The sequence below is a fragment of the Caballeronia sp. LZ016 genome, from assembly GCF_031450805.1.
Lineage (GTDB): Bacteria > Pseudomonadota > Gammaproteobacteria > Burkholderiales > Burkholderiaceae > Caballeronia.
Genome location: NZ_JARTVY010000002.1, coordinates 562,192 through 579,537, shown reverse-complemented (window position 1 = coordinate 579,537; position 17,346 = coordinate 562,192). Strand labels below are relative to the sequence as shown.

Here is a 17,346-nt window from a genome sequence, read left to right as displayed (position 1 = left end):
GAGCACAGATTGTTGAGCGGTGGTCTTCATGAGCGTCTCTCAGGGTAAGTAGCTAGGGGATAACCCTAACTATACGCCTTTCATGCTGCATTGCAACCAATTGTCAAAAAAAGCTACAACGTTCGCTGAAAAGTCGCCGGTCATTTTTCCTCTCAATCACGGCACCAGCAGGTCGCCTTCCCGCGCTGCCCCCTCACCCGCGATCCGCGCGACGAGCATGCCTGCCGTCGCAAAACGCGTCCAATGTCGCGCGTAGAGCACGCCGTCCGTCTGCGCGACGAGCGGCACGAGCCTGTCGTCCAGCGGGTCGAGAATTTCGGCGACGACATCGCCTGCGCGGACGGTATCGCCCACGTCGCAGGCATGCAGAATCACGCCGGATGACGGCGAATGCACGTAATCGCAGCCAGCGAGCGGCGTCGCGGGACGGCGCAGCGCGGGCGGCTCGGGCGCGTCGCCGTCGATGAAGCCGGCATGCGTCAGGTAATCGACAATCGCCTGAGCGTCGCGGGCGGCAGTGTCGTGCGATACGTCGCGCACGCCGCGCAGTTCCAGCGTGACGGGCGTGACGCCCGCCGGTATGGGAAACCGGCCGCCGAACGCGCCCCGCAGATAACGCCACGCGGACGCGCACGCCTCGTCGAAGGGCTCGCCGCCCGAGACATCCGCGAGCAGCTGCGCCTCGCTGCCGAGGTAACGCGCGAGCGGCTCGATCGACGGCCACGCTTCCGGCGTCGTGTAGAGATGCGGGACGGCTTCCCAGTCGCAATGCAGATCGATGACGACATCCGCATCGCAGGCAAGGCGCATCAGCGCGATACGTTGAGACTCCAGTTCGGTCGCGCCCGTCTGCGCCGCCAGATGCGCGCGCAGCGCCGCGCGAATCAGCCGCGCGTTGTGGTCGAGGTCGCCGGTCAGACGGCCGTCGAGTTGCATCGCGAGCGCGGGGCCGGGATCGGGAAAGCGCCGGTTGAAGTCATGCCCCGAGCGCATGTCGAAGCGCCCCATCTGCGCGCCGAACCAGTGCTGGTTCAGCCCCGCCGGATTGGCGACCGGCACGAGCACGATGCGCGCGTGCAGCCTGCCCGCTGCCTCAAGGTCGGCGAACCGCCGCCTGAGCAGCCACGCGACGACGATGCCCGGCAACTCGTCCGCGTGCAGCGACGCCTGAATATAGACCTTGGGCGCCTCGTAGCCCTGCGGCCCGAACCGATAGCTCGTGATCGCCCGCTCGGTGCCGGGCGACGCGCCGGCGAGCGGATGGCTGTGTACCTGCATCGGCGGAAATCCTTCAGAAAGCCGCGTGAGAAAAAAGAAAGGCACCGCGAGCGATGCCTTTTCGTGCTTGCGCCGGTGCGATCGAGCGCTTACTGGATGGACACGTCGGTCTCGAAGTACTTCGCCATGATGCGCTTGAACGTGCCGTTCTTCTGCAACTCGGCGAACGCCTGATTCAGGCCCTTCTGCAAGTCCGCGTCGCCCTTGCGCAAGCCGATGGCCGTGCCCGGACCGATGATCGCCTTGTCTTCGACGATCGACCCGACGAGTGCGAACGGCTTGCCCTGCGGCTTCTTCAGAAAGCCGATGGCGGCTTGCGCGGCGTCGGTGAACATCGCGTCGATGCGGCCCGCGACGAGGTCCGACTCCACCTGCTCCTGATCGCCGTACGCGACGACCTGCACGCCCTGCGGCTCCCACTTCGCCTTCGCGTAGCGTTCCTGCACCGTGCCCTGCTCCACGCCGACGCGCTTGCCCTTCAGCGCCTGCGCCGTCGGCAGAATCCCGGAGCCGGCGCGCGCCACGAGTTGCGCGTGGGTGTCATAGAGCGGAACCGTGAAGTCGATCTGCTTCAGACGCTCTTCGGTGATGCCCATGTCGGACAGCACGGCGTCGAACTTGCGGGCTTTCAGGCCGGGAATCATGCCGTCGAAATTGTTCTCGACCCACACGCATTTAACCTTCATCTGCGCGCAAAGGGCGTTGCCCAGGTCGATATCGAAACCGACGAGCTTGCCGTCCGCCTGTTTCGACTCGAACGGCGGATACGACGGATCGACGGCGAAGCGGATCTGCGTGATGTCCCTGGCGTGAGCGGCGAACGACGTGACGGCGACGGCGGCGAGCACCGCCCGCAGGGCGAACGATGCGGTCTTGCTGGCGAACTTCTTGTGCGACATTCCAATCCTTCGAGACATGCGGTAAATGCTGGCGCGCCGAGCCGGCAGCGGGCGCGCGATAGAGCCCTTGCGGGAAAACCCTGAAGTGTAACAAATCGGCACGCCGGCGAAGAGCACTTGAGCCCGCGTCATGGCACCACGGAGAGGAACAGGAACGCCGCGAAAATCACCAGATGCACGACGCCCTGCAGCACCGTCGACCGCCCGGTGCCGAGCGTGATGACCGATACGAGGAGCGTGAGCGCGAGCATCGTGATTTCCTTCGGCGCGAGGCCGAGGGCGATCGGCTGACCGATGGCGATCGACACGACGGCCACCGTCGGTATCGTCAGGCCGATGCTCGCCAGCGCCGAACCCAGTGCGAGATTCAGGCTCGTCTGGATGCGGTCGAGCCGCGCCGCCCGCACCGCCGCCAGTCCTTCGGGCAGCAGCACGAGCGCTGCGATCACGACGCCGACCACGGCCTCCGGCGCGCCCGCCGCTTCGACGGCTGCCTCGACCGCCGGCGAAAGCAGCTTGGCGAGTCCCACGACCGCCACGAGCGAAACCAGCAGGAGCGCGAGCGCGAACCACGCTTCGGCGTTGGTCGGCGGCGGCGCGTGCGGGGCGTCGTCCTCGGCGACGGCCGTTTTCGCGGCGGTGGGGAGAAAGTAATCGCGGTGACGGATCGTCTGCACGAACACGAAGACCACATACAGCACGAGCGAGATGACGCCCACGAAAACCAGTTGCGAGGTCGACAACGCCGGCCCGACGACCGTGCTCGTGAAGTTCGGCAGCACGAGCGTCATCACGGATAACGCGCAAAGAATGGCAAGCGCCGCGCTCGCGCCCTGCAACTGGAAATCCTGCTCGTGATGCCGCAAGCCGCCCACGAGCAGACACAGGCCGACGATTCCGCAACTGCAGATCATGATCGCGGCGAACACGGTATCGCGCGGCAGGCCGGCTTTTTCCGGGCCGCCGGAGAGCATCACCGAGACGATCAGCGCGACTTCGATCACCGTCACGGCGATGGCCAGCACCAGTGTGCCGAACGGCTCCCCGACGCGATGCGCGACCACTTCCGCGTGATGCACGGCGGCGAACACCGCGAGCGCCAGCGCAACGGCCGACAGGCCCGTCATCAGCGCGTTGTGGACGAACGCGGCGGCGGCGAGCACGACAATCGCCGCGATCGGCGCGAGGATGGTCCAGTTCAGCTTGTGTTTCATCGGCGCTCCGGTGGATGGGTAAAGGGAATCGTCGTTTCAGGACTTGCGCGATACGGCGAGGTAATCCGACCGGCCCGCGCTGCAAGCGTGCCATGAGAGCGCTGCGCCAGACAGCCGCATGTCTCGGGCATGATAGCCGCCGGAAACGGCCGGCGCGCGGCATCGCGGTTGGATTCTCGACAATCCGACCGCAGATTTCGTATTTGCCGGACAATATGTTCACTTGCATCGATCATCGCGCAACCCTGCAGGAGGAACAGGAGACTTCATGCTCGTCGCCCCGAAACCCGAGAACGAATCGACCCGCCTTGCCACGCTGCGCACGCTGCGTATCCTCGACACCCCGCCCGAAGAACGCTTCGACCGGCTTACACGCCTCGCGCGGCATCTGTTCGATGTGCCCATCGCGCTCGTAAGCCTCATCGACGAAAATCGCCAGTGGTTCAAGTCCTGCACAGGACTCGAAGCGCGCGAGACGCCGCGTGATGTGTCGTTCTGCTCGCACGCCATCCTGCAGGACGACCTGCTGATGATTCCCGACGCCCGCGCCGATAACCGCTTCCGCGACAATCCGCTCGTCGTCGGGGAGCCGCACATTCGCTTCTATGCAGGCCAGCCGCTCACCGTGCCCAACGGCGCGCGGCTCGGTACGCTGTGCCTCATCGACCGGCGTCCGCGCACGCTCGACGCCGCGCAGCGCGGGCTGCTGCTCGATCTTGCGCATATCGCGGAACAGGAACTGGCGGCGATCGAGCTCGCCACCGTCGACGACCTCACGCTCATCCCGAACCGTCGCGGCTTCGAAGCGCTCGCGCAACATGCGCTGAACGTGTGCCGGCGCATGGGGCGCCGCGCATCGCTGCTGTTCTTCGATCTCGACGGCTTCAAGCAGATCAACGATACGTACGGCCACGTCGAAGGCGACCGCGCGCTCGCGACCTTCGCCGCCGCGCTGCGCACTTCGTTCCGGCAGACCGATGTGATCGGCCGGCTGGGCGGCGACGAATTCGTCGCGCTTCTGACCGATGCCGGCGACGATGAAACGTCCCGCGCGCTCGATCGCCTGCGGGTGACGCTCGACGGCCACGAAGCGACAGCCGAGCGCGGCTACGACATCCGCTTCAGCGTGGGACAGACGCAGTACGATCCCGCGCGCCATGCGACGGTCATCGACCTGCTCGCGGCCAGCGACAGCCGGATGTACGCGCACAAGATGGCGCAAAAAAACGGCCTGCGGCATTGATGCGCGCAGGCCGTCGCGGGAAACGCGGGCGAAACGGTCCGGGTCAGGACTCCAGTTCCGCGTTCAACGTGATCTTGGCGTTCCCGGCGAACAGCTTCGAGACCGGGCAGCCCTCCTTCGCGGCCTGCGCAGCCTTGTCGAACGCGGCCTTGTCGGCGCCGGGAATCTTCGCCTTCAAATCGAGCTGACACGAGGTGATCGTGAAGCCTTCGCCGTCCTTCTCGAGCGTGACCGTCGACTTCGTCTCGAGGCTTTCGGCCTTCATGCCCGCTTGCTCGAGTTGCAGCGAAAGCGCCATCGTGAAGCAGCCCGCGTGCGCGGCGCCGATCAGTTCTTCGGGATTGGTGCCCGGCCCTTCTTCGAAGCGCGACTTGAATCCGTACGGCGCGTCATTGAGCACGCCGGTCTGTGTCGAGATGAATCCCTTGCCATCCTTGATGCCGCCGCTCCATTTCGCCGATGCAGTCTTTTGCACGAGAGTTCTCCATGAAAGATGGGATTGCGATGACCGGCCCTTGCCGGCCGGGCTACTGCGTCAGCAGCGCGGATTGATTGCACGCGATGTGCCCGAGGTCGCCGACGCGATGCCTCGCGCTCATCGTAGCGGATACCACCCGGCGATGCAGCGCCCGCGTCGCGGAGCGGCGCCGCGAATTTTTTGCGCCGATGGCCAAAGCGCGCCGATTCCCTTAGCATCCTCGCCGGATGATCGACCGTGGACGAAGGAACACATGACACGCACTGCAAGCAAAGAGGCCGCATAAGATGGGGCCGCCAACCGACCGCATCGCGGAAGACCGAGCGTTGCCCGACAGCGTCGACGTGGTCGTCGTCGGGGGCGGCGTCATCGGGATCAGCACGGCGCGCTTTCTCGCGGAGAAAGGATTGTCTGTCGCCGTCTGCGAGAAAGGACACATCGCGGGCGAGCAGTCGAGCCGCAACTGGGGCTGGTGCCGGGCGACGCATCGCGATTTGCGCGAGCTCGAGCTGAGCCTCGAAAGCCTGAAGCTGTGGCGGCGCATGGACACCGATCTCGGCATCGATAGCGGCTATCGCGAATGCGGCATCCTCTACGCCGCCGACGACAGCCGGGCGCTCGCTGATCACGAATCGTGGCTCGCGCGCGCCGTCGCAAAAGTGGGCCGCGACGCGATCGATTCGCGCATTGTCTCGCCCGACGAAACCGCCGCGCTGATGCCCGGCTCCGCGCGCCGATTCGCGGGCGGCATCTATACGCCGAGCGATGGCCGCGCCGAACCGCAACGCGCCGTGCCCGCGATGGCCGCGGCGCTGCGCCAGCGCGGCGTCAAGATCGCAATGCCCTGCGCGGTGCGCGGCGTCGAAACGAGCGGCGGCGCGGTGAGCGGCGTCGTGACCGAGCATGGACGCATACGCTGTCAGAGCGTGGTCGTCGCGGGCGGCGCATGGACGCGTCTTTTCGCGGGGAACCTCGACGTCGACGTGCCGCAACTCATGGTGCGCTCGTCGGTGGTCCGCACCGCTGCGCTACCCGGCGGGCCGGAAGTCAGCGCATGCAATCAGGCGCTCGGATACCGCAAGCGCATCGACGGCGGCTATACCATCGCCAATGCGTTTCGCAGCTACAGCGACATCACGCCCGACAGCTTCCGGCTATTCGCGAAGTTTCTTCCCGCGCTCAAGAGCCAGTTCGGCTCGATCAAGCTCGGTTTCAACGCACGCTTTTTCGAAGAACTGCGCCGTCCGCGCCGCTGGCCGCTCGATCGGCCGACCGTCTTCGAATCCGTACGCACGCTCGATCCCGCGCCCGTCGACGCCTTCAACGCGACCGCGCTCGCCGAGTTCCGGGCGATCTTTCCGTCGCTCGCACATCTCACGGTCGAACAGGCCTGGGCCGGCTATATCGACGTGACGCCGGACGCGGTGCCCGTGATCTCCGGTGTCGAACGCACGCCCGGGCTTTTCATCGCGACGGGATTCTCGGGGCACGGCTTCGGCATCGGGCCGGGCGCGGGCAAGCTGATGGCCGACATCGTCGCCAACGATGCACCGCTCGTCGATCCGCACGCGTTCCGTCTTTCGCGCTTCTTCGACGGCAGCCGTATCGAGCTGGACGGCGGTTTCTGAGCGCGCCTGCCGATCCGACGCGGCGCAGCACGGCGCGCTAACATACCGGTTTTGCGGCCGGCGCATTGCGCGCTGGCCGCCGCACCTTTTGCTTGAGGCTTTCATGGCATCCACGCCCCTTTTATTCGTTGATGTTTGGTCCGATTTCGTGTGTCCTTTCTGCTATCTGGAAACGCCGGTGCTCGACCAGTTGCGCAACGCGTACGGGGATGCCGTCGAGATTCGCTGGCATGCGTTCGAGCTTCGCCCCGAACCCGCGCCGCTGCTCGATCCGAATAGCGATTACATCCTGGATTCGTGGGAAAAATCGGTGCGTCCGCTCGCCGAAGAACGCGGCCTTCTGATGCGCCTGCCGCCGGTCGCACCGCGCAGCCGCAAGGCGTTCGAAACGGCGCTGTTCGCGCGTGAGTCTGGCCGCTACGACGTCGTTCATCGCGCGATCTTCAAGGCGTACTTCGAGGAAGGCATCGACATCGGCGATCCCGACGCGCTCATCGATATCGCCGCGACCTGCGGCATCGATCCGGAACTGCTGGAAGAATCGCTCGATGACGGCACGTACACCGATCTCGTCGTCGAAGACGAAGAGTTCGCAAAGAAGCTCGGCGTGAGCGGCGTGCCGTTCGCCGTGCTGTCGCGCGAACCCGCGCCGGGCCAGGAACCGCCGCCCCCGATCGCTCTGCGCGGCGCCGCGCCGATCCAGCATTACGAGGCGGCGATCGAGCGGCTGTTTCCCGACGGCTTTCCCGGAAGCTGATTCGGAAGGCGGCGGGCGCAGCCGCGGTTAGCTGTGCTCGGCCATGAACGACTTCAACGCGATGCGCTGCGAGGGATCGAGCGCTTCGAATTCGAGCCCGTACGCCGCGCCCGGCGCACCGGATTCCGCCGTGCCGACGTGGCGCACGATCGCGGTCGTGTCGATCTGGACATCGACGCCATCGGTGCTGAAGCGGAACGAAAGCCTCAGGCGATCACCGGCGCTGGCGGTCGCCGTGGGCACTGACAGCGACATGCCATACGGGCTGATATCCGCGACGCGGCCTAGTTGCGGAATCGCATTCGCGGCCGCTTCGTTCGAGAAGCGCGCGCCGAGCCGAGTCGGCAATCGTGCGAACTTGCGTGCTCGCAGACGGCGAATCGCACCCGGCGCCGATAACACCACGTAGTTGAACGGCTCGCGGCTGGTCGCATCGACGGTGCAGGCAAAGCGGAACACGCCGCGTCCCGTCAGCGCGACCAGATCGACCTGTTCGCCGCGCGTCAGTTCGAGCGGCGCGACACCGGTCATCACCGGCTGCGTCACGAAAAGCGATCGCTCGCCGTTGCGGCGCGGGTTGGAGAAGCCGATCACGCGGCTTGCGTACATTGCCGACCCGGAGATACTGCCGCCGCGCAGGCCGACGCGCCCGCCTATCGCGAGGCCGATGTCCTCGAGTGTCGGCGGGCCGTCGGCGTTTGCGTCGAGGGAGGCCGGAGCCAGCGCCGTCTCCCGCGATGGACGATGCGGCTCGAAATGGCGGTAAAGGAAAGCGCGGGCGGTTTCGTCGGGAACGACGGTGCCGCTGTCGAAGAGCACCGCGCCGTCGGGCGCGAGGATCGGCCATTGGAGCGGCGCTTTCAGCGGAATGTCGGCTGCATGAAGACGGACGAGAGCCGGTCGTTTCTCAAGGACGGGTTCTGCGAGCATTTGGTCGGATTATTCTTAAGTGTTTGTTGCAATCCTCCTAGGTGCGCGCGACGCCGTCAAGCGTTTTTCGGCAAGCATTACATAGCGGGACGAAACGCCCTGTAACTTCGGTTATTCGTACCGCTTCGCGATCGCCAAGAAACCAGTGTTATGCGCATAAAAACGCACGTCGCCAAATAAGTTCAGAGCGTTTGCGCCGAGTACGTGTCGCATTGGCGGATGTCGCCGGTCGATAACCCTCGCCGCAACCATCGCTGCCGCTGCGCGCTCGTTCCGTGCGTGAATGCTTCGGGCACCACCCGCCCTTGGGACTGCTGCTGCAAGCGGTCATCGCCGATGGCGCCCGCCGCGTTCAGCCCCTGCTCGAAGTCGCCCGGCTCGATCAGCTTCGCGTTTTGCTGTTGCGCGACCGCCGCCCAGACGCCCGCGAAGCAGTCGGCCTGCAACTCCACTCGCACCGACAACGCATTCGCCTGCTCACGCGACATCCGCGAGCGCGCGCGGTCGACCTTGTCCGAGACGCCAAGCACGTTCTGCACGTGATGCCCGACCTCGTGCGCGATCACATACGCCTGCGCGAAGTCGCCGCTTGCACCGAAGCGATCCCGCAGTTCGCGATAGAACGAAAGGTCGATATACACGTTGCGATCCGCCGGGCAATAGAACGGCCCCATCGCCGCCTGCCCCATGCCGCAGGCCGTCTGCGTGCCGCCCGTGAAAAGCACCAGCTTCGGCGCCGGATAGTCCTGGTTGAACTGCGTTCGGAAGATGTGCTGCCACGTGCGCTCCGTGTTGCCGAGCACACGGCGCACGAACACGGCGCCGGCATCGTGAGCCGGTTCCGCGTTGTTAGGCGCGGCCTGACGTTGCGGCGCGTTGCCCTGAAGCACTTGCGCGCCGTTGATGATCGTCATTGGATTGATGCCGAAAAAGTACGACGCAGCCAGCGCCAGGACGATCGTGCCGATGCCGACCGTTCCCCCGCCGATGCCGAAGCCGCCCGATCCCCGCCGGTCTTCGACGTTCCGACTTTCGCTTTCATCATCGAGGCGCATGTTGGTTCTCCTTTTGTTCGCGCGTCACGCGCTTTTCGAAAGCCAATATCGTACCCGGGCGCCACGGCGCTTCCGCGCAGCGCAGACGTGAAACTTCTTCGCCGATTCCGCCGAAACGCGTGTGATGCAGTGCGGTCGATTGTCGCGAGAAGCGCGCCGCGTGCACCACCGGACACGTACGCCGATCATCTCGAAAAACAAGCAATATCAATTGGATACAGGTGCTAAGCCCTTGAAACTGCGGCATTTCCGCGCAATGCGACATCTCTGACGCAGCGCAACAGTCGTGCATTTTCGGCGCTAAGCTGCGGCCGTGATCCGAGGCAATCGTCCCGACACACGGCCGGCCCGGTCTCACCCACGGGCGCGCGTGAATTTCAAAACACAAGTCATCATGCACTCGACTCCTGAAGCAATCGATCTGGCGCGGATACAGTTCGCGTTCACCGTATCGTTTCACATCATCTTTCCTGCGCTGAGCATCGGGCTCGCGAGCTTCATCGCCGTGCTCGAAGGCGCCTGGCTCAGAACGGGCAAGCCCGTCTACAAGGAACTGTGCCTCTTCTGGTCGAAGGTTTTCGCCGTGGCGTTCGGAATGGGCGTGGTGTCGGGCGTCGTGATGGCGTACGAATTCGGCACCAACTGGGGCGGCTTCTCCACCTTCGCCGGTCCGATCACCGGGCCGCTGTTGACCTACGAAGTGATGACCGCGTTCTTCCTCGAAGCGGGCTTCCTCGGCATCATGCTGTTCGGCTGGAACAAGGTCGGTCCGAAGGCGCACTTCGGCGCGACGCTGATGGTCGCCATCGGCACACTCATTTCGACCTTCTGGATCCTGGCTTCGAATAGCTGGATGCAGACGCCGCAAGGCTTTCGCATCGAGGGCGATCACGTCGTTCCGGTCGACTGGTTCGCGATCATCTTCAATCCCTCGTTCCCGTATCGGCTCGCGCACATGGCGATCGCCGCGTTCATCGTCGCCGCGCTGGTGGTGGCCGCGACCGGCGCGTGGCATCTGCTGAAGGGCCGGCGCGATCCGGCGATCAAGAAGACATTCTCGATGGCGCTCTGGCTGCTGCTCGCGCTGACCCCGATCCAGGCGCTCGTCGGCGACGCGCACGGCATCAACACCCGCGAGCATCAGCCGGCGAAGATCGCGGCGATCGAAGGCATCTGGGAGACCGAGAAAGGCGGCACGGCGCTGAACCTGTTCGGCATCCCCGACATGGAAGCCGAAACGACGAAGTACGCGGTGCAGGTGCCGCACCTCGGCAGCCTGATCCTCACGCATAGCTGGGACGGCGAAATCCGCGGCCTCAAGTCGTTTCCGAAGAACGAGCGCCCGAACTCGACGATCGTGTTCTGGAGCTTTCGCGTGATGGTCGGCCTCGGTGTGCTGATGATCGCGATGTCGGTGGCGTCGTGGCTGCTGCATCGCAGGCGCCGGTTGTTCGAAGCGCGCTGGTTTCATCGTTTCGTACTGTGGATGGGCCCGACCGGTTTCATCACGCTGCTCGCCGGCTGGGTGACGACGGAGGCCGGGCGTCAGCCGTGGGTCGTGTACGGCGTGATGCGTACGGCAGATGCGGTGTCGCCGGTCACCGCGCAGCAAGTGGGCGTGTCGCTGCTGGCGTTCGTGATCGTGTACACGATCGTCTTCGGCACGGGCATCTACTATCTGCTGAAGCTGCTGCGCCAGGGCCCCGCGCTGCCGGGACAGACGCCGCACGAGCCTTTACCGGAAGGCACCGCGCGCCGTCCGCTTTCCTTGCCTACTCAGTCCATCGAAGGAGCGTAAGAACATGGACCTGACCATTGCCTGGGCCGCGATCATCGCGTTGGGCCTCTTCATGTACGTGGTGCTCGACGGCTTCGACCTCGGCATCGGCATTCTCTTCCCGTTCTTTCCGGACCAGCACGACCGCGACGTGATGATGAACACCGTCGCGCCGGTCTGGGACGGCAACGAAACGTGGCTCGTGCTTGGCGGCGCGGGGCTTTTCGCCGCGTTCCCGATGGTCTACTCGACCGTGCTTTCGGCGCTCTATCTGCCGCTCGTGCTGATGCTCGTGTGCCTGATTTTCCGGGGTGTGTCGTTCGAGATTCGATCCAAGGCGACACGCACCCGGCACATGTGGGATCTTGCGTTCATCGGCGGATCGGCGGGTGCGACGTTCTTTCAGGGCGTGGCGCTCGGCGCGTTCCTCGAAGGCATCCCGGTGGCGGACGGACGCTTTTCGGGCGATGCCTTCGGCTGGTTCACGCCGTTTTCCATGTTCACCGGCGGCGCGCTCGTCGTCACGTATGCGCTGCTGGGCGCGTGCTGGCTCATCGCGAAGACCGAAGGCGATCTGCAGCGGCGGATGTATCGCGTCGTGTGGCCGCTGACGCTCTTGCAGCTTGCGACGATCGCCGTCGTCAGCGTATGGACGCCGTTGCTCGATGCGGACATCGCGTCGCGCTGGTTCGATTCGCCGCTGTTCTATCGGATGCTGCCCGTGCCGGTGCTCGTCGCGGCTTGCGCATGGGCGATGCGACGGTCCATCGATTCGCGTCATGAGAAGCGGCCGTTCGCGATGGCGCTCGGGTTCGTGTTGCTCGGCTATGCCGGGCTTGTGGCGAGCATCTCGCCGCACGATATTTTTCCCGGCGTCTCGATCTGGGATGCGGCGGCGCCGCGGTCCAGCCAGCTATTCACCATCGTTGGTGCGGCTGTGATCTTGCCGGTGATCGTCGCTTATACGACGTTGGGGTATTGGGTCTTCAGAGGGAAGGTGCGGCATGGCGAACATCACTATCACTGAGCGCATGCGCGGGGTTTTCTGGTTTCTTGCGCTCTGGATTGCCGGGGTCGGCGGGACGATGTTGCTCGCCCTGCCGTTCAAATTGCTCATCAAGTGGGGGGCTTCGGCGGGGTTTTAGTCGCCGTGGCATCTTCAGGCAAGTACGCGTGGTTCATGCAGTAGCCGCCTCCCCGACGGGGGGTAACTTTCTTGGCTGTCGACCAGAGTTGGCGCTTCAGCGCCTTACTCTTGTCCCATACAACGGTAGTCACCAAAGAAAGCAGCTTTTCTCCGAACCGCACGATGCACGAACTTGCGTGTTCACTTCGTAGAACATCAGCGGCACTCAGCTTGTAAGGAGCCTTGAATTACCTTGCGCGCCCGCTGACCCCTCGCGTCCTCCGAGCTCCTTGGCTCGATTCGAACCATCGGTCTGCTGACCGGATTGCCGTTCCCGATGCCTAGAACAACCACCCCGCCACCACGCCGCCCGCGATCCCGAACCCAACCACCGATACCGCCACGAACACCAGCACCTTGCGCGGGAACGACTTGCCCAGCATCACCAGCGACGGCACGCTCACCGGCGGCAGCGTCATCAGCAACGCGCCCGCCGGGCCCGTCGCCATGCCGAGCGACAGCATCGCCTGGATAATCGGCACCTCGCCCGCCGTCGGAATCACGAACAGCGTGCCCGCCACCGCGAACGCGACGATCCACAGCACCGCATTGCCGATATCCGGCCCGATGTGCGGAAAGAGCCACGCGCGCGCCGCACCGAGCAACAACACCAGCACGATGTACTCCGGCACGAGGCGCAACGTCATGCGGCCCAGAATCTTCAGCCAGCGCGTGAACGCCGTGCCCGGATCGTCCTCCTGAATCAGCTTCGACAACGCCTCGCGCGATGCCGCCGCCTGCGCCGGCGTCACCATGCGATTCACCGCACAGCCGAGGCCGAACACCATCAGGACGCCAAGCACCAGGCGCAAGCCCGTCCACTGCCAGCCAAGCACGAAGCCCATGAAAACCAGCGCCGCCGGATTCAGCACCGTGTTGCCCAGCCAGAACGCAATGGCCGCGCCCGGCGCCGCCTGGCGCGCCCGCAAGCCCGCGACGACCGGCGCCGCGCAGCACGTGCACATCATGCCCGGCAAGGACATCAGCCCGCCATTCACGACGCTGCCGAAGTTGTGCTCGCCAAGCGCGCGCGCCACCCAGCGCGGCGGAATCAGCGCCTGGACCGCCGATCCGAGCAGCAGGCCCAGGACCATCGCCTGCCAGATCGCCCGGCCGTAGGCCATCGCGTAGTCGAGCGCGGCCTGCCAGGACGGCTCGGGCGCGCTTGCGGACGTGCCCATCAGAATCGACTTGCCGATCGAATGCTGGCTCGCCGCGACGAACGCGCGGTTGTAGTAGGGGAACCATTTGACATAGAAAAGGCCCGCGACGGCGATCAGCAGGAACACCATCCAGCCGAGCGCGACGCGAGGTTGTCGAAGCGTAGTCATATTTCTTGTTTCTTGAGTGGACAAAGAGGATCAGCCGAGCACCGGCGACGTCTCGGACAACTGCGCGAGCAGCGCCTTCGCCTGATCGAGACTGTCGGCGTCGTTCGGCCGGAACAGCATGTGCGCCGCGTGCGGCAACTCCGTGTACAGCGCGCGGCTGCTGCGGCCATAGGCGGGATCGTAATGACGGTCGATCAGTTCGGCGAACAGCTCGGCGCGCGCATTGTCATCGATCAGCCGATGCCACTGCTCGACCCGCTCGCGGCTATGCAGCGCAACGAGCTTGGACAATTGCGCCTTGAAGAACGCGGGATCATCGAAAAGATGCGCGTAGTCCTGCAACAGGAACGCGATACGGTCCTCGCGGCGCGCTTCGACTTCGACACAGGCGGCGGCGTGCAGGCTGTCGAGCAGCGCATCGGGCATCGTGACCGCGCCGATGCGCCGCCCTTCCGCCTCGATGAACACGGGCCGCGCCGGATCGAAGCCGCGCAGCGTCGCGACGAGCGCCGAATCGAACGCTTTTTGCGTCGGCTGCTCGCGGCCGGGCAGCGCGCCGAGCAGCGAGCCGCGATGCGCCGCCATCCCTTCCAGGTCCAGCACCTGCGCGCCCGCCTGCCCGAGCGCCTGCAAGAGCCGCGTCTTGCCGCTGCCCGTATGGCCGATCAGCGCGACATAACGGAAGCGCCCCGGCAGCGTCGTCAGGCGGTCGAGCACGTCGCGCCGATAACTCTTGTAGCCGCCGTCGAGCTGCCGCGCCTGCCAGCCGATCATGTTGAGCCACGTCGTCATCGAGCCGGAACGCTTGCCGCCGCGCCAGCAATAGATGAGCGGCCGCCAGTTGCGCGGGCGGTCGGCGAAAAGCGTATCGAGATGACGCGCGATATTGCGCGCGACCATCGCCGCACCGACGCGCGTCGCCTCGAACGGCGAAACCTGCTTGTACATCGTGCCGACGATCACCCGCTCCTCATTTTCGAGGACGGGCGCGTTGATGGCGCCAGGAATGTGATCCTCGGCGAATTCGAGCGGCGTGCGGACATCGACGATTTCGTCGAAATCGCCGAGGCGATCGATGGAAACGAGCAGGTTTTTCACTGGAAAATCAACGCAAAAGAGGCGGCGGCGAAGCCCGAAATTATCGCACGGCTCGCCAATTCGCTTCAGCGCGCGATTTTTGTCGCGCTTCTTGCAGGCGATGCAATGCGGTTACAGTGACAGCATCATCGGTTCGGGACCAGGCGATGAGCTACCACGAGACGATCGGCGCACGCCGATACCGCTTCGACGACCTGAAAACGCTGCTCGCCCGCGCCAGCCCGCGGCGCTCCGGCGACGAGCTCGCGGGGGTCGCGGCGGCGTCGGAGGAAGAGCGTGTCGCGGCGAAACTCGCGCTCGCGCAGGTGCCGTTGCGCACGTTGCTCGACGAGCCGCTGATCCCGTACGAGCACGACGAAGTCACGCGCCTGATCGTCGATAGCCACGACGCCGAAGCCTTCGCGCCTGTTGCGCATCTGACCGTGGGCGAGTTCCGCGAGTGGCTGCTTTCAGATAGCGTCGATACCGCCGCGCTCGAACGCATCAAGATGGGCGTGACACCCGAAATGGCCGCTGCCGTTTCGAAGCTCATGCGCAATCAGGATCTGATTCTCGCCGCAAAGAAGCGCCCGGTCGTCACGCGCTTCCGGACGACGATCGGCCTGCCCGGGCGGCTCTCGGTGCGCCTGCAGCCGAATCATCCGACCGACGATCCCAAAGGCATCGCCGCCTCCATGCTCGACGGCCTCTTCTACGGCTGCGGCGATGCGGTCATCGGCGTCAATCCGGCCTCCGATTCGCCCGCCGCCATCGCCGCGCTGCTCAGGATGATGGACGACTTCCGGCGGCGCTTCGACGTGCCGATGCAATCCTGCGTGCTCACGCACGTCACCAACACCATCACCGCGATAGAGCACGGCGCGCCCGTCGATCTCGTGTTTCAGTCGGTCGCGGGCACCGAGCGCGCGAACGCCAGCTTCGGCGTATCGCTTGCGCTGTTGCAGGAAGCGCAGGATGCCGCGAAGTCGCTCGGGCGCGGGACCGTCGGCGATAACGTCATGTACTTCGAAACCGGCCAGGGCAGCGCGTTGTCGGCCAACGCGCATCACGGCGTCGATCAGCAAACGTGCGAGGCGCGGGCGTATGCGGTCGCGCGCCGCTTCGATCCGTTGCTGACGAACACGGTCGTCGGCTTCATCGGCCCGGAATATCTCTACGATGGACGGCAGATCGTCCGCGCGGGACTCGAAGACCACTTCTGCGGCAAGCTGCTCGGCGTGCCGATGGGCTGCGACATCTGCTACACGAATCATGCCGAAGCCGATCAGGACGATATGGACACGCTTCTGACGCTGCTCGGCGTCGCGGGCGTGAACTTCATCATGGGCGTGCCCGGCGCGGACGACGTGATGCTCAACTATCAAAGCACCTCGTTCCACGACGCGCTGTACATCCGCCGCGCGCTCGACCTCGAGCGCGCGCCGGAATTCGAAGCGTGGCTCGAGAGAATGCGCGTCACGGATACGCGCGGCGGACTGCTTCCCGCGCAAGGCCAACCGCTGCTCGACTGGATCGAACCATGAGCATCGAAGCGAACCCGTGGGACGCGCTGCGCCGCTTCACGAACGCGCGCATTGCGCTCGGGCGCGCGGGCAGCAGCTTGCCGACCGCGCCTCTGCTCGCATTCCAGCTCGCGCATGCGCAGGCGCGGGACGCAGTGCATCATCCGCTCGACACGGCCGCCCTCGCCGATGCGATCCACGCCGCCGGCTTCGATACGCTTCAGGCCGCGAGCGCCGCGCCGGATCGCGATCACTTTCTGCGTCGGCCCGATCTCGGCCGCATGCTCGACGATGCCAGCGCGGCGCGCCTCGCCGCGCGTGCGTCGGGTTGCGACATCGTGTTCGTCGCCGCCGATGGCCTTTCGGCAATCGCGACGCAGCGCCACGTCGCGCCGCTGCTGTCCAGAATGCGCGCGCTGCTCGACGGCTGGTCGGTCGGCCCGGTTGTCATCGCGACACAGGCGCGCGTTGCACTCGGCGATCCTGTCGGCGAGCTAATGCGGGCAGCGATTGTCGTGGTGATGATCGGCGAGCGGCCCGGCCTCAGTTCGCCCGACAGCCTCGGCCTCTATGTCACGTACGCGCCGCGCGCCGGACGAAGCGACGCGGAGCGCAACTGCATCTCGAACGTGCGGCCAGAAGGACTTGACTACGACGCCGCCGCGTTCAAGCTGCACTGGCTGCTGAACGAGGCGCGCCGGCTGAAACTCACGGGTGTGGCGCTGAAGGACCACAGCGGCGCACTGCCGCCGCCGTCCTTCGCCGAGGCGAAGCGGCTGGAAGGAAGCGCCTGAGCCGGCAACCTGCGCACGCGCCGCCGTCACCGCGCTCGCGGCGATATCGGCGATATCGGCGAGCGTGGCGCTCAGGCAGAGCGGCGGTGCATCGTCGAAATCGTGCGGAACATCGATGCGTATCTGCGGGCCGCGTTCATCGAACATCGCTGCAAGTTCCGCGAATGCAGCGCCTC

General features: G+C 65.4%; 16 protein-coding genes. 8 read left to right on the top strand and 8 right to left on the bottom strand.

What is annotated here, in order from left to right:
• Positions 1-156: 156 nt before the first annotated feature.
• The 3 genes from P9220_RS16075 to P9220_RS16065 form a co-directional block, all read right to left on the bottom strand.
• Positions 157-1,278 (bottom strand): succinylglutamate desuccinylase/aspartoacylase family protein, encoded by a 1,122-nt coding sequence (locus tag P9220_RS16075; protein WP_309766003.1) that lies wholly within the window; start codon positions 1,276-1,278, stop codon positions 157-159.
• Positions 1,279-1,367: 89 nt separating this feature from the next.
• Positions 1,368-2,177 (bottom strand): ABC transporter substrate-binding protein, encoded by an 810-nt coding sequence (locus P9220_RS16070; protein ID WP_309766002.1) that lies wholly within the window; start codon positions 2,175-2,177, stop codon positions 1,368-1,370.
• Between the two features lie 128 nt (positions 2,178-2,305).
• A complete protein-coding gene (locus tag P9220_RS16065) occupies positions 2,306-3,391 on the bottom strand; it encodes an ionic transporter y4hA (RefSeq protein ID WP_309766001.1) in 1,086 nt (361 codons plus the stop codon).
• A gap of 268 nt (positions 3,392-3,659) precedes the next feature.
• Between P9220_RS16065 and P9220_RS16060 the strand changes: the two genes are divergently transcribed.
• Positions 3,660-4,634: a sensor domain-containing diguanylate cyclase gene (locus tag P9220_RS16060; protein ID WP_309766000.1), complete on the top strand. Its 975-nt coding sequence runs from the start codon at positions 3,660-3,662 to the stop codon at positions 4,632-4,634.
• A gap of 43 nt (positions 4,635-4,677) precedes the next feature.
• Here the strand turns inward: P9220_RS16060 and P9220_RS16055 are convergent, their stop codons facing one another.
• Positions 4,678-5,109, bottom strand: coding sequence for an OsmC family protein (locus P9220_RS16055; protein WP_309765999.1), 432 nt, complete (start codon positions 5,107-5,109; stop codon positions 4,678-4,680).
• 290 nt (positions 5,110-5,399) lie between these two features.
• On the opposite strand from P9220_RS16055, the gene P9220_RS16050 reads away from it, so the two are divergent.
• Positions 5,400-6,740 carry an FAD-binding oxidoreductase gene (locus tag P9220_RS16050; RefSeq protein WP_309765998.1) on the top strand — a complete coding sequence of 447 codons (1,341 nt, stop codon included), beginning with the start codon at positions 5,400-5,402 and terminating at the stop codon, positions 6,738-6,740.
• Positions 6,741-6,843: 103 nt separating this feature from the next.
• Positions 6,844-7,497, top strand: a complete 654-nt coding sequence (locus P9220_RS16045) for a DsbA family oxidoreductase (protein ID WP_309765997.1) — start codon at positions 6,844-6,846, stop codon at positions 7,495-7,497.
• A gap of 27 nt (positions 7,498-7,524) precedes the next feature.
• Here the strand turns inward: P9220_RS16045 and P9220_RS16040 are convergent, their stop codons facing one another.
• Together P9220_RS16040 and P9220_RS16035 are read right to left on the bottom strand one after the other, a co-directional pair.
• Positions 7,525-8,427, bottom strand: coding sequence for a flagellar brake protein (locus P9220_RS16040; RefSeq protein WP_309765996.1), 903 nt, complete (start codon positions 8,425-8,427; stop codon positions 7,525-7,527).
• 182 nt (positions 8,428-8,609) lie between these two features.
• The gene (locus tag P9220_RS16035; protein WP_309765995.1) at positions 8,610-9,482 is read right to left on the bottom strand and encodes a neutral zinc metallopeptidase; all 873 of its coding nucleotides are present in this window, start codon (positions 9,480-9,482) and stop codon (positions 8,610-8,612) included.
• 394 nt (positions 9,483-9,876) lie between these two features.
• Between P9220_RS16035 and P9220_RS16030 the strand changes: the two genes are divergently transcribed.
• The 3 genes from P9220_RS16030 to P9220_RS16020 are packed head-to-tail and all read left to right on the top strand — an operon-like array spanning position 9,877 to position 12,404.
• Complete coding sequence (locus P9220_RS16030) at positions 9,877-11,280, top strand: cytochrome ubiquinol oxidase subunit I (RefSeq protein ID WP_309765994.1); 1,404 nt, start codon at positions 9,877-9,879, stop codon at positions 11,278-11,280.
• A gap of 4 nt (positions 11,281-11,284) precedes the next feature.
• A complete protein-coding gene (gene cydB / locus P9220_RS16025) occupies positions 11,285-12,286 on the top strand; it encodes a cytochrome d ubiquinol oxidase subunit II (protein WP_309765993.1) in 1,002 nt (333 codons plus the stop codon).
• A complete protein-coding gene (locus P9220_RS16020; RefSeq protein WP_309765992.1) occupies positions 12,264-12,404 on the top strand; it encodes a hypothetical protein in 141 nt (46 codons plus the stop codon). Before cydB ends, P9220_RS16020 begins: the two co-directional genes overlap by 23 nt.
• Before the next feature lie 322 nt (positions 12,405-12,726).
• On the opposite strand, the gene P9220_RS16015 is transcribed toward P9220_RS16020, so the two are convergent.
• Positions 12,727-13,776 carry a permease gene (locus P9220_RS16015; protein WP_309765991.1) on the bottom strand — a complete coding sequence of 350 codons (1,050 nt, stop codon included), beginning with the start codon at positions 13,774-13,776 and terminating at the stop codon, positions 12,727-12,729.
• 30 nt (positions 13,777-13,806) lie between these two features.
• Positions 13,807-14,874, bottom strand: coding sequence for a tRNA 2-selenouridine(34) synthase MnmH (mnmH, locus tag P9220_RS16010; protein WP_309765990.1), 1,068 nt, complete (start codon positions 14,872-14,874; stop codon positions 13,807-13,809).
• A gap of 146 nt (positions 14,875-15,020) precedes the next feature.
• Between mnmH and P9220_RS16005 the strand changes: the two genes are divergently transcribed.
• Both P9220_RS16005 and eutC read left to right on the top strand, forming a co-directional pair.
• Complete coding sequence (locus P9220_RS16005; protein ID WP_309765989.1) at positions 15,021-16,397, top strand: ethanolamine ammonia-lyase subunit EutB; 1,377 nt, start codon at positions 15,021-15,023, stop codon at positions 16,395-16,397.
• On the top strand, positions 16,394-17,170 hold the full coding sequence (eutC, locus tag P9220_RS16000; RefSeq protein WP_309765988.1) for an ethanolamine ammonia-lyase subunit EutC: 777 nt from the start codon (positions 16,394-16,396) through the stop codon (positions 17,168-17,170). Before P9220_RS16005 ends, eutC begins: the two co-directional genes overlap by 4 nt.
• The last annotated feature ends 176 nt before the right edge of the window (positions 17,171-17,346 follow it).

Coding starts and splice junctions, on each gene's coding strand:
- eutC (WP_309765988.1), top strand. CDS start 16,394: ATGAGCATCGAAGCGAACCCGTGGGACGCGCTGCGCCGCTTCACGAAC.
- P9220_RS16015 (WP_309765991.1), bottom strand. CDS start 13,776: ATGACTACGCTTCGACAACCTCGCGTCGCGCTCGGCTGGATGGTGTTC.
- P9220_RS16070 (WP_309766002.1), bottom strand. CDS start 2,177: ATGTCGCACAAGAAGTTCGCCAGCAAGACCGCATCGTTCGCCCTGCGG.
- P9220_RS16045 (WP_309765997.1), top strand. CDS start 6,844: ATGGCATCCACGCCCCTTTTATTCGTTGATGTTTGGTCCGATTTCGTG.
- P9220_RS16075 (WP_309766003.1), bottom strand. CDS start 1,278: ATGCAGGTACACAGCCATCCGCTCGCCGGCGCGTCGCCCGGCACCGAG.
- P9220_RS16040 (WP_309765996.1), bottom strand. CDS start 8,427: ATGCTCGCAGAACCCGTCCTTGAGAAACGACCGGCTCTCGTCCGTCTT.
- P9220_RS16005 (WP_309765989.1), top strand. CDS start 15,021: ATGAGCTACCACGAGACGATCGGCGCACGCCGATACCGCTTCGACGAC.
- P9220_RS16030 (WP_309765994.1), top strand. CDS start 9,877: ATGCACTCGACTCCTGAAGCAATCGATCTGGCGCGGATACAGTTCGCG.
- P9220_RS16020 (WP_309765992.1), top strand. CDS start 12,264: ATGGCGAACATCACTATCACTGAGCGCATGCGCGGGGTTTTCTGGTTT.
- P9220_RS16035 (WP_309765995.1), bottom strand. CDS start 9,482: ATGCGCCTCGATGATGAAAGCGAAAGTCGGAACGTCGAAGACCGGCGG.
- P9220_RS16060 (WP_309766000.1), top strand. CDS start 3,660: ATGCTCGTCGCCCCGAAACCCGAGAACGAATCGACCCGCCTTGCCACG.
- cydB (WP_309765993.1), top strand. CDS start 11,285: ATGGACCTGACCATTGCCTGGGCCGCGATCATCGCGTTGGGCCTCTTC.
- P9220_RS16050 (WP_309765998.1), top strand. CDS start 5,400: ATGGGGCCGCCAACCGACCGCATCGCGGAAGACCGAGCGTTGCCCGAC.
- P9220_RS16065 (WP_309766001.1), bottom strand. CDS start 3,391: ATGAAACACAAGCTGAACTGGACCATCCTCGCGCCGATCGCGGCGATT.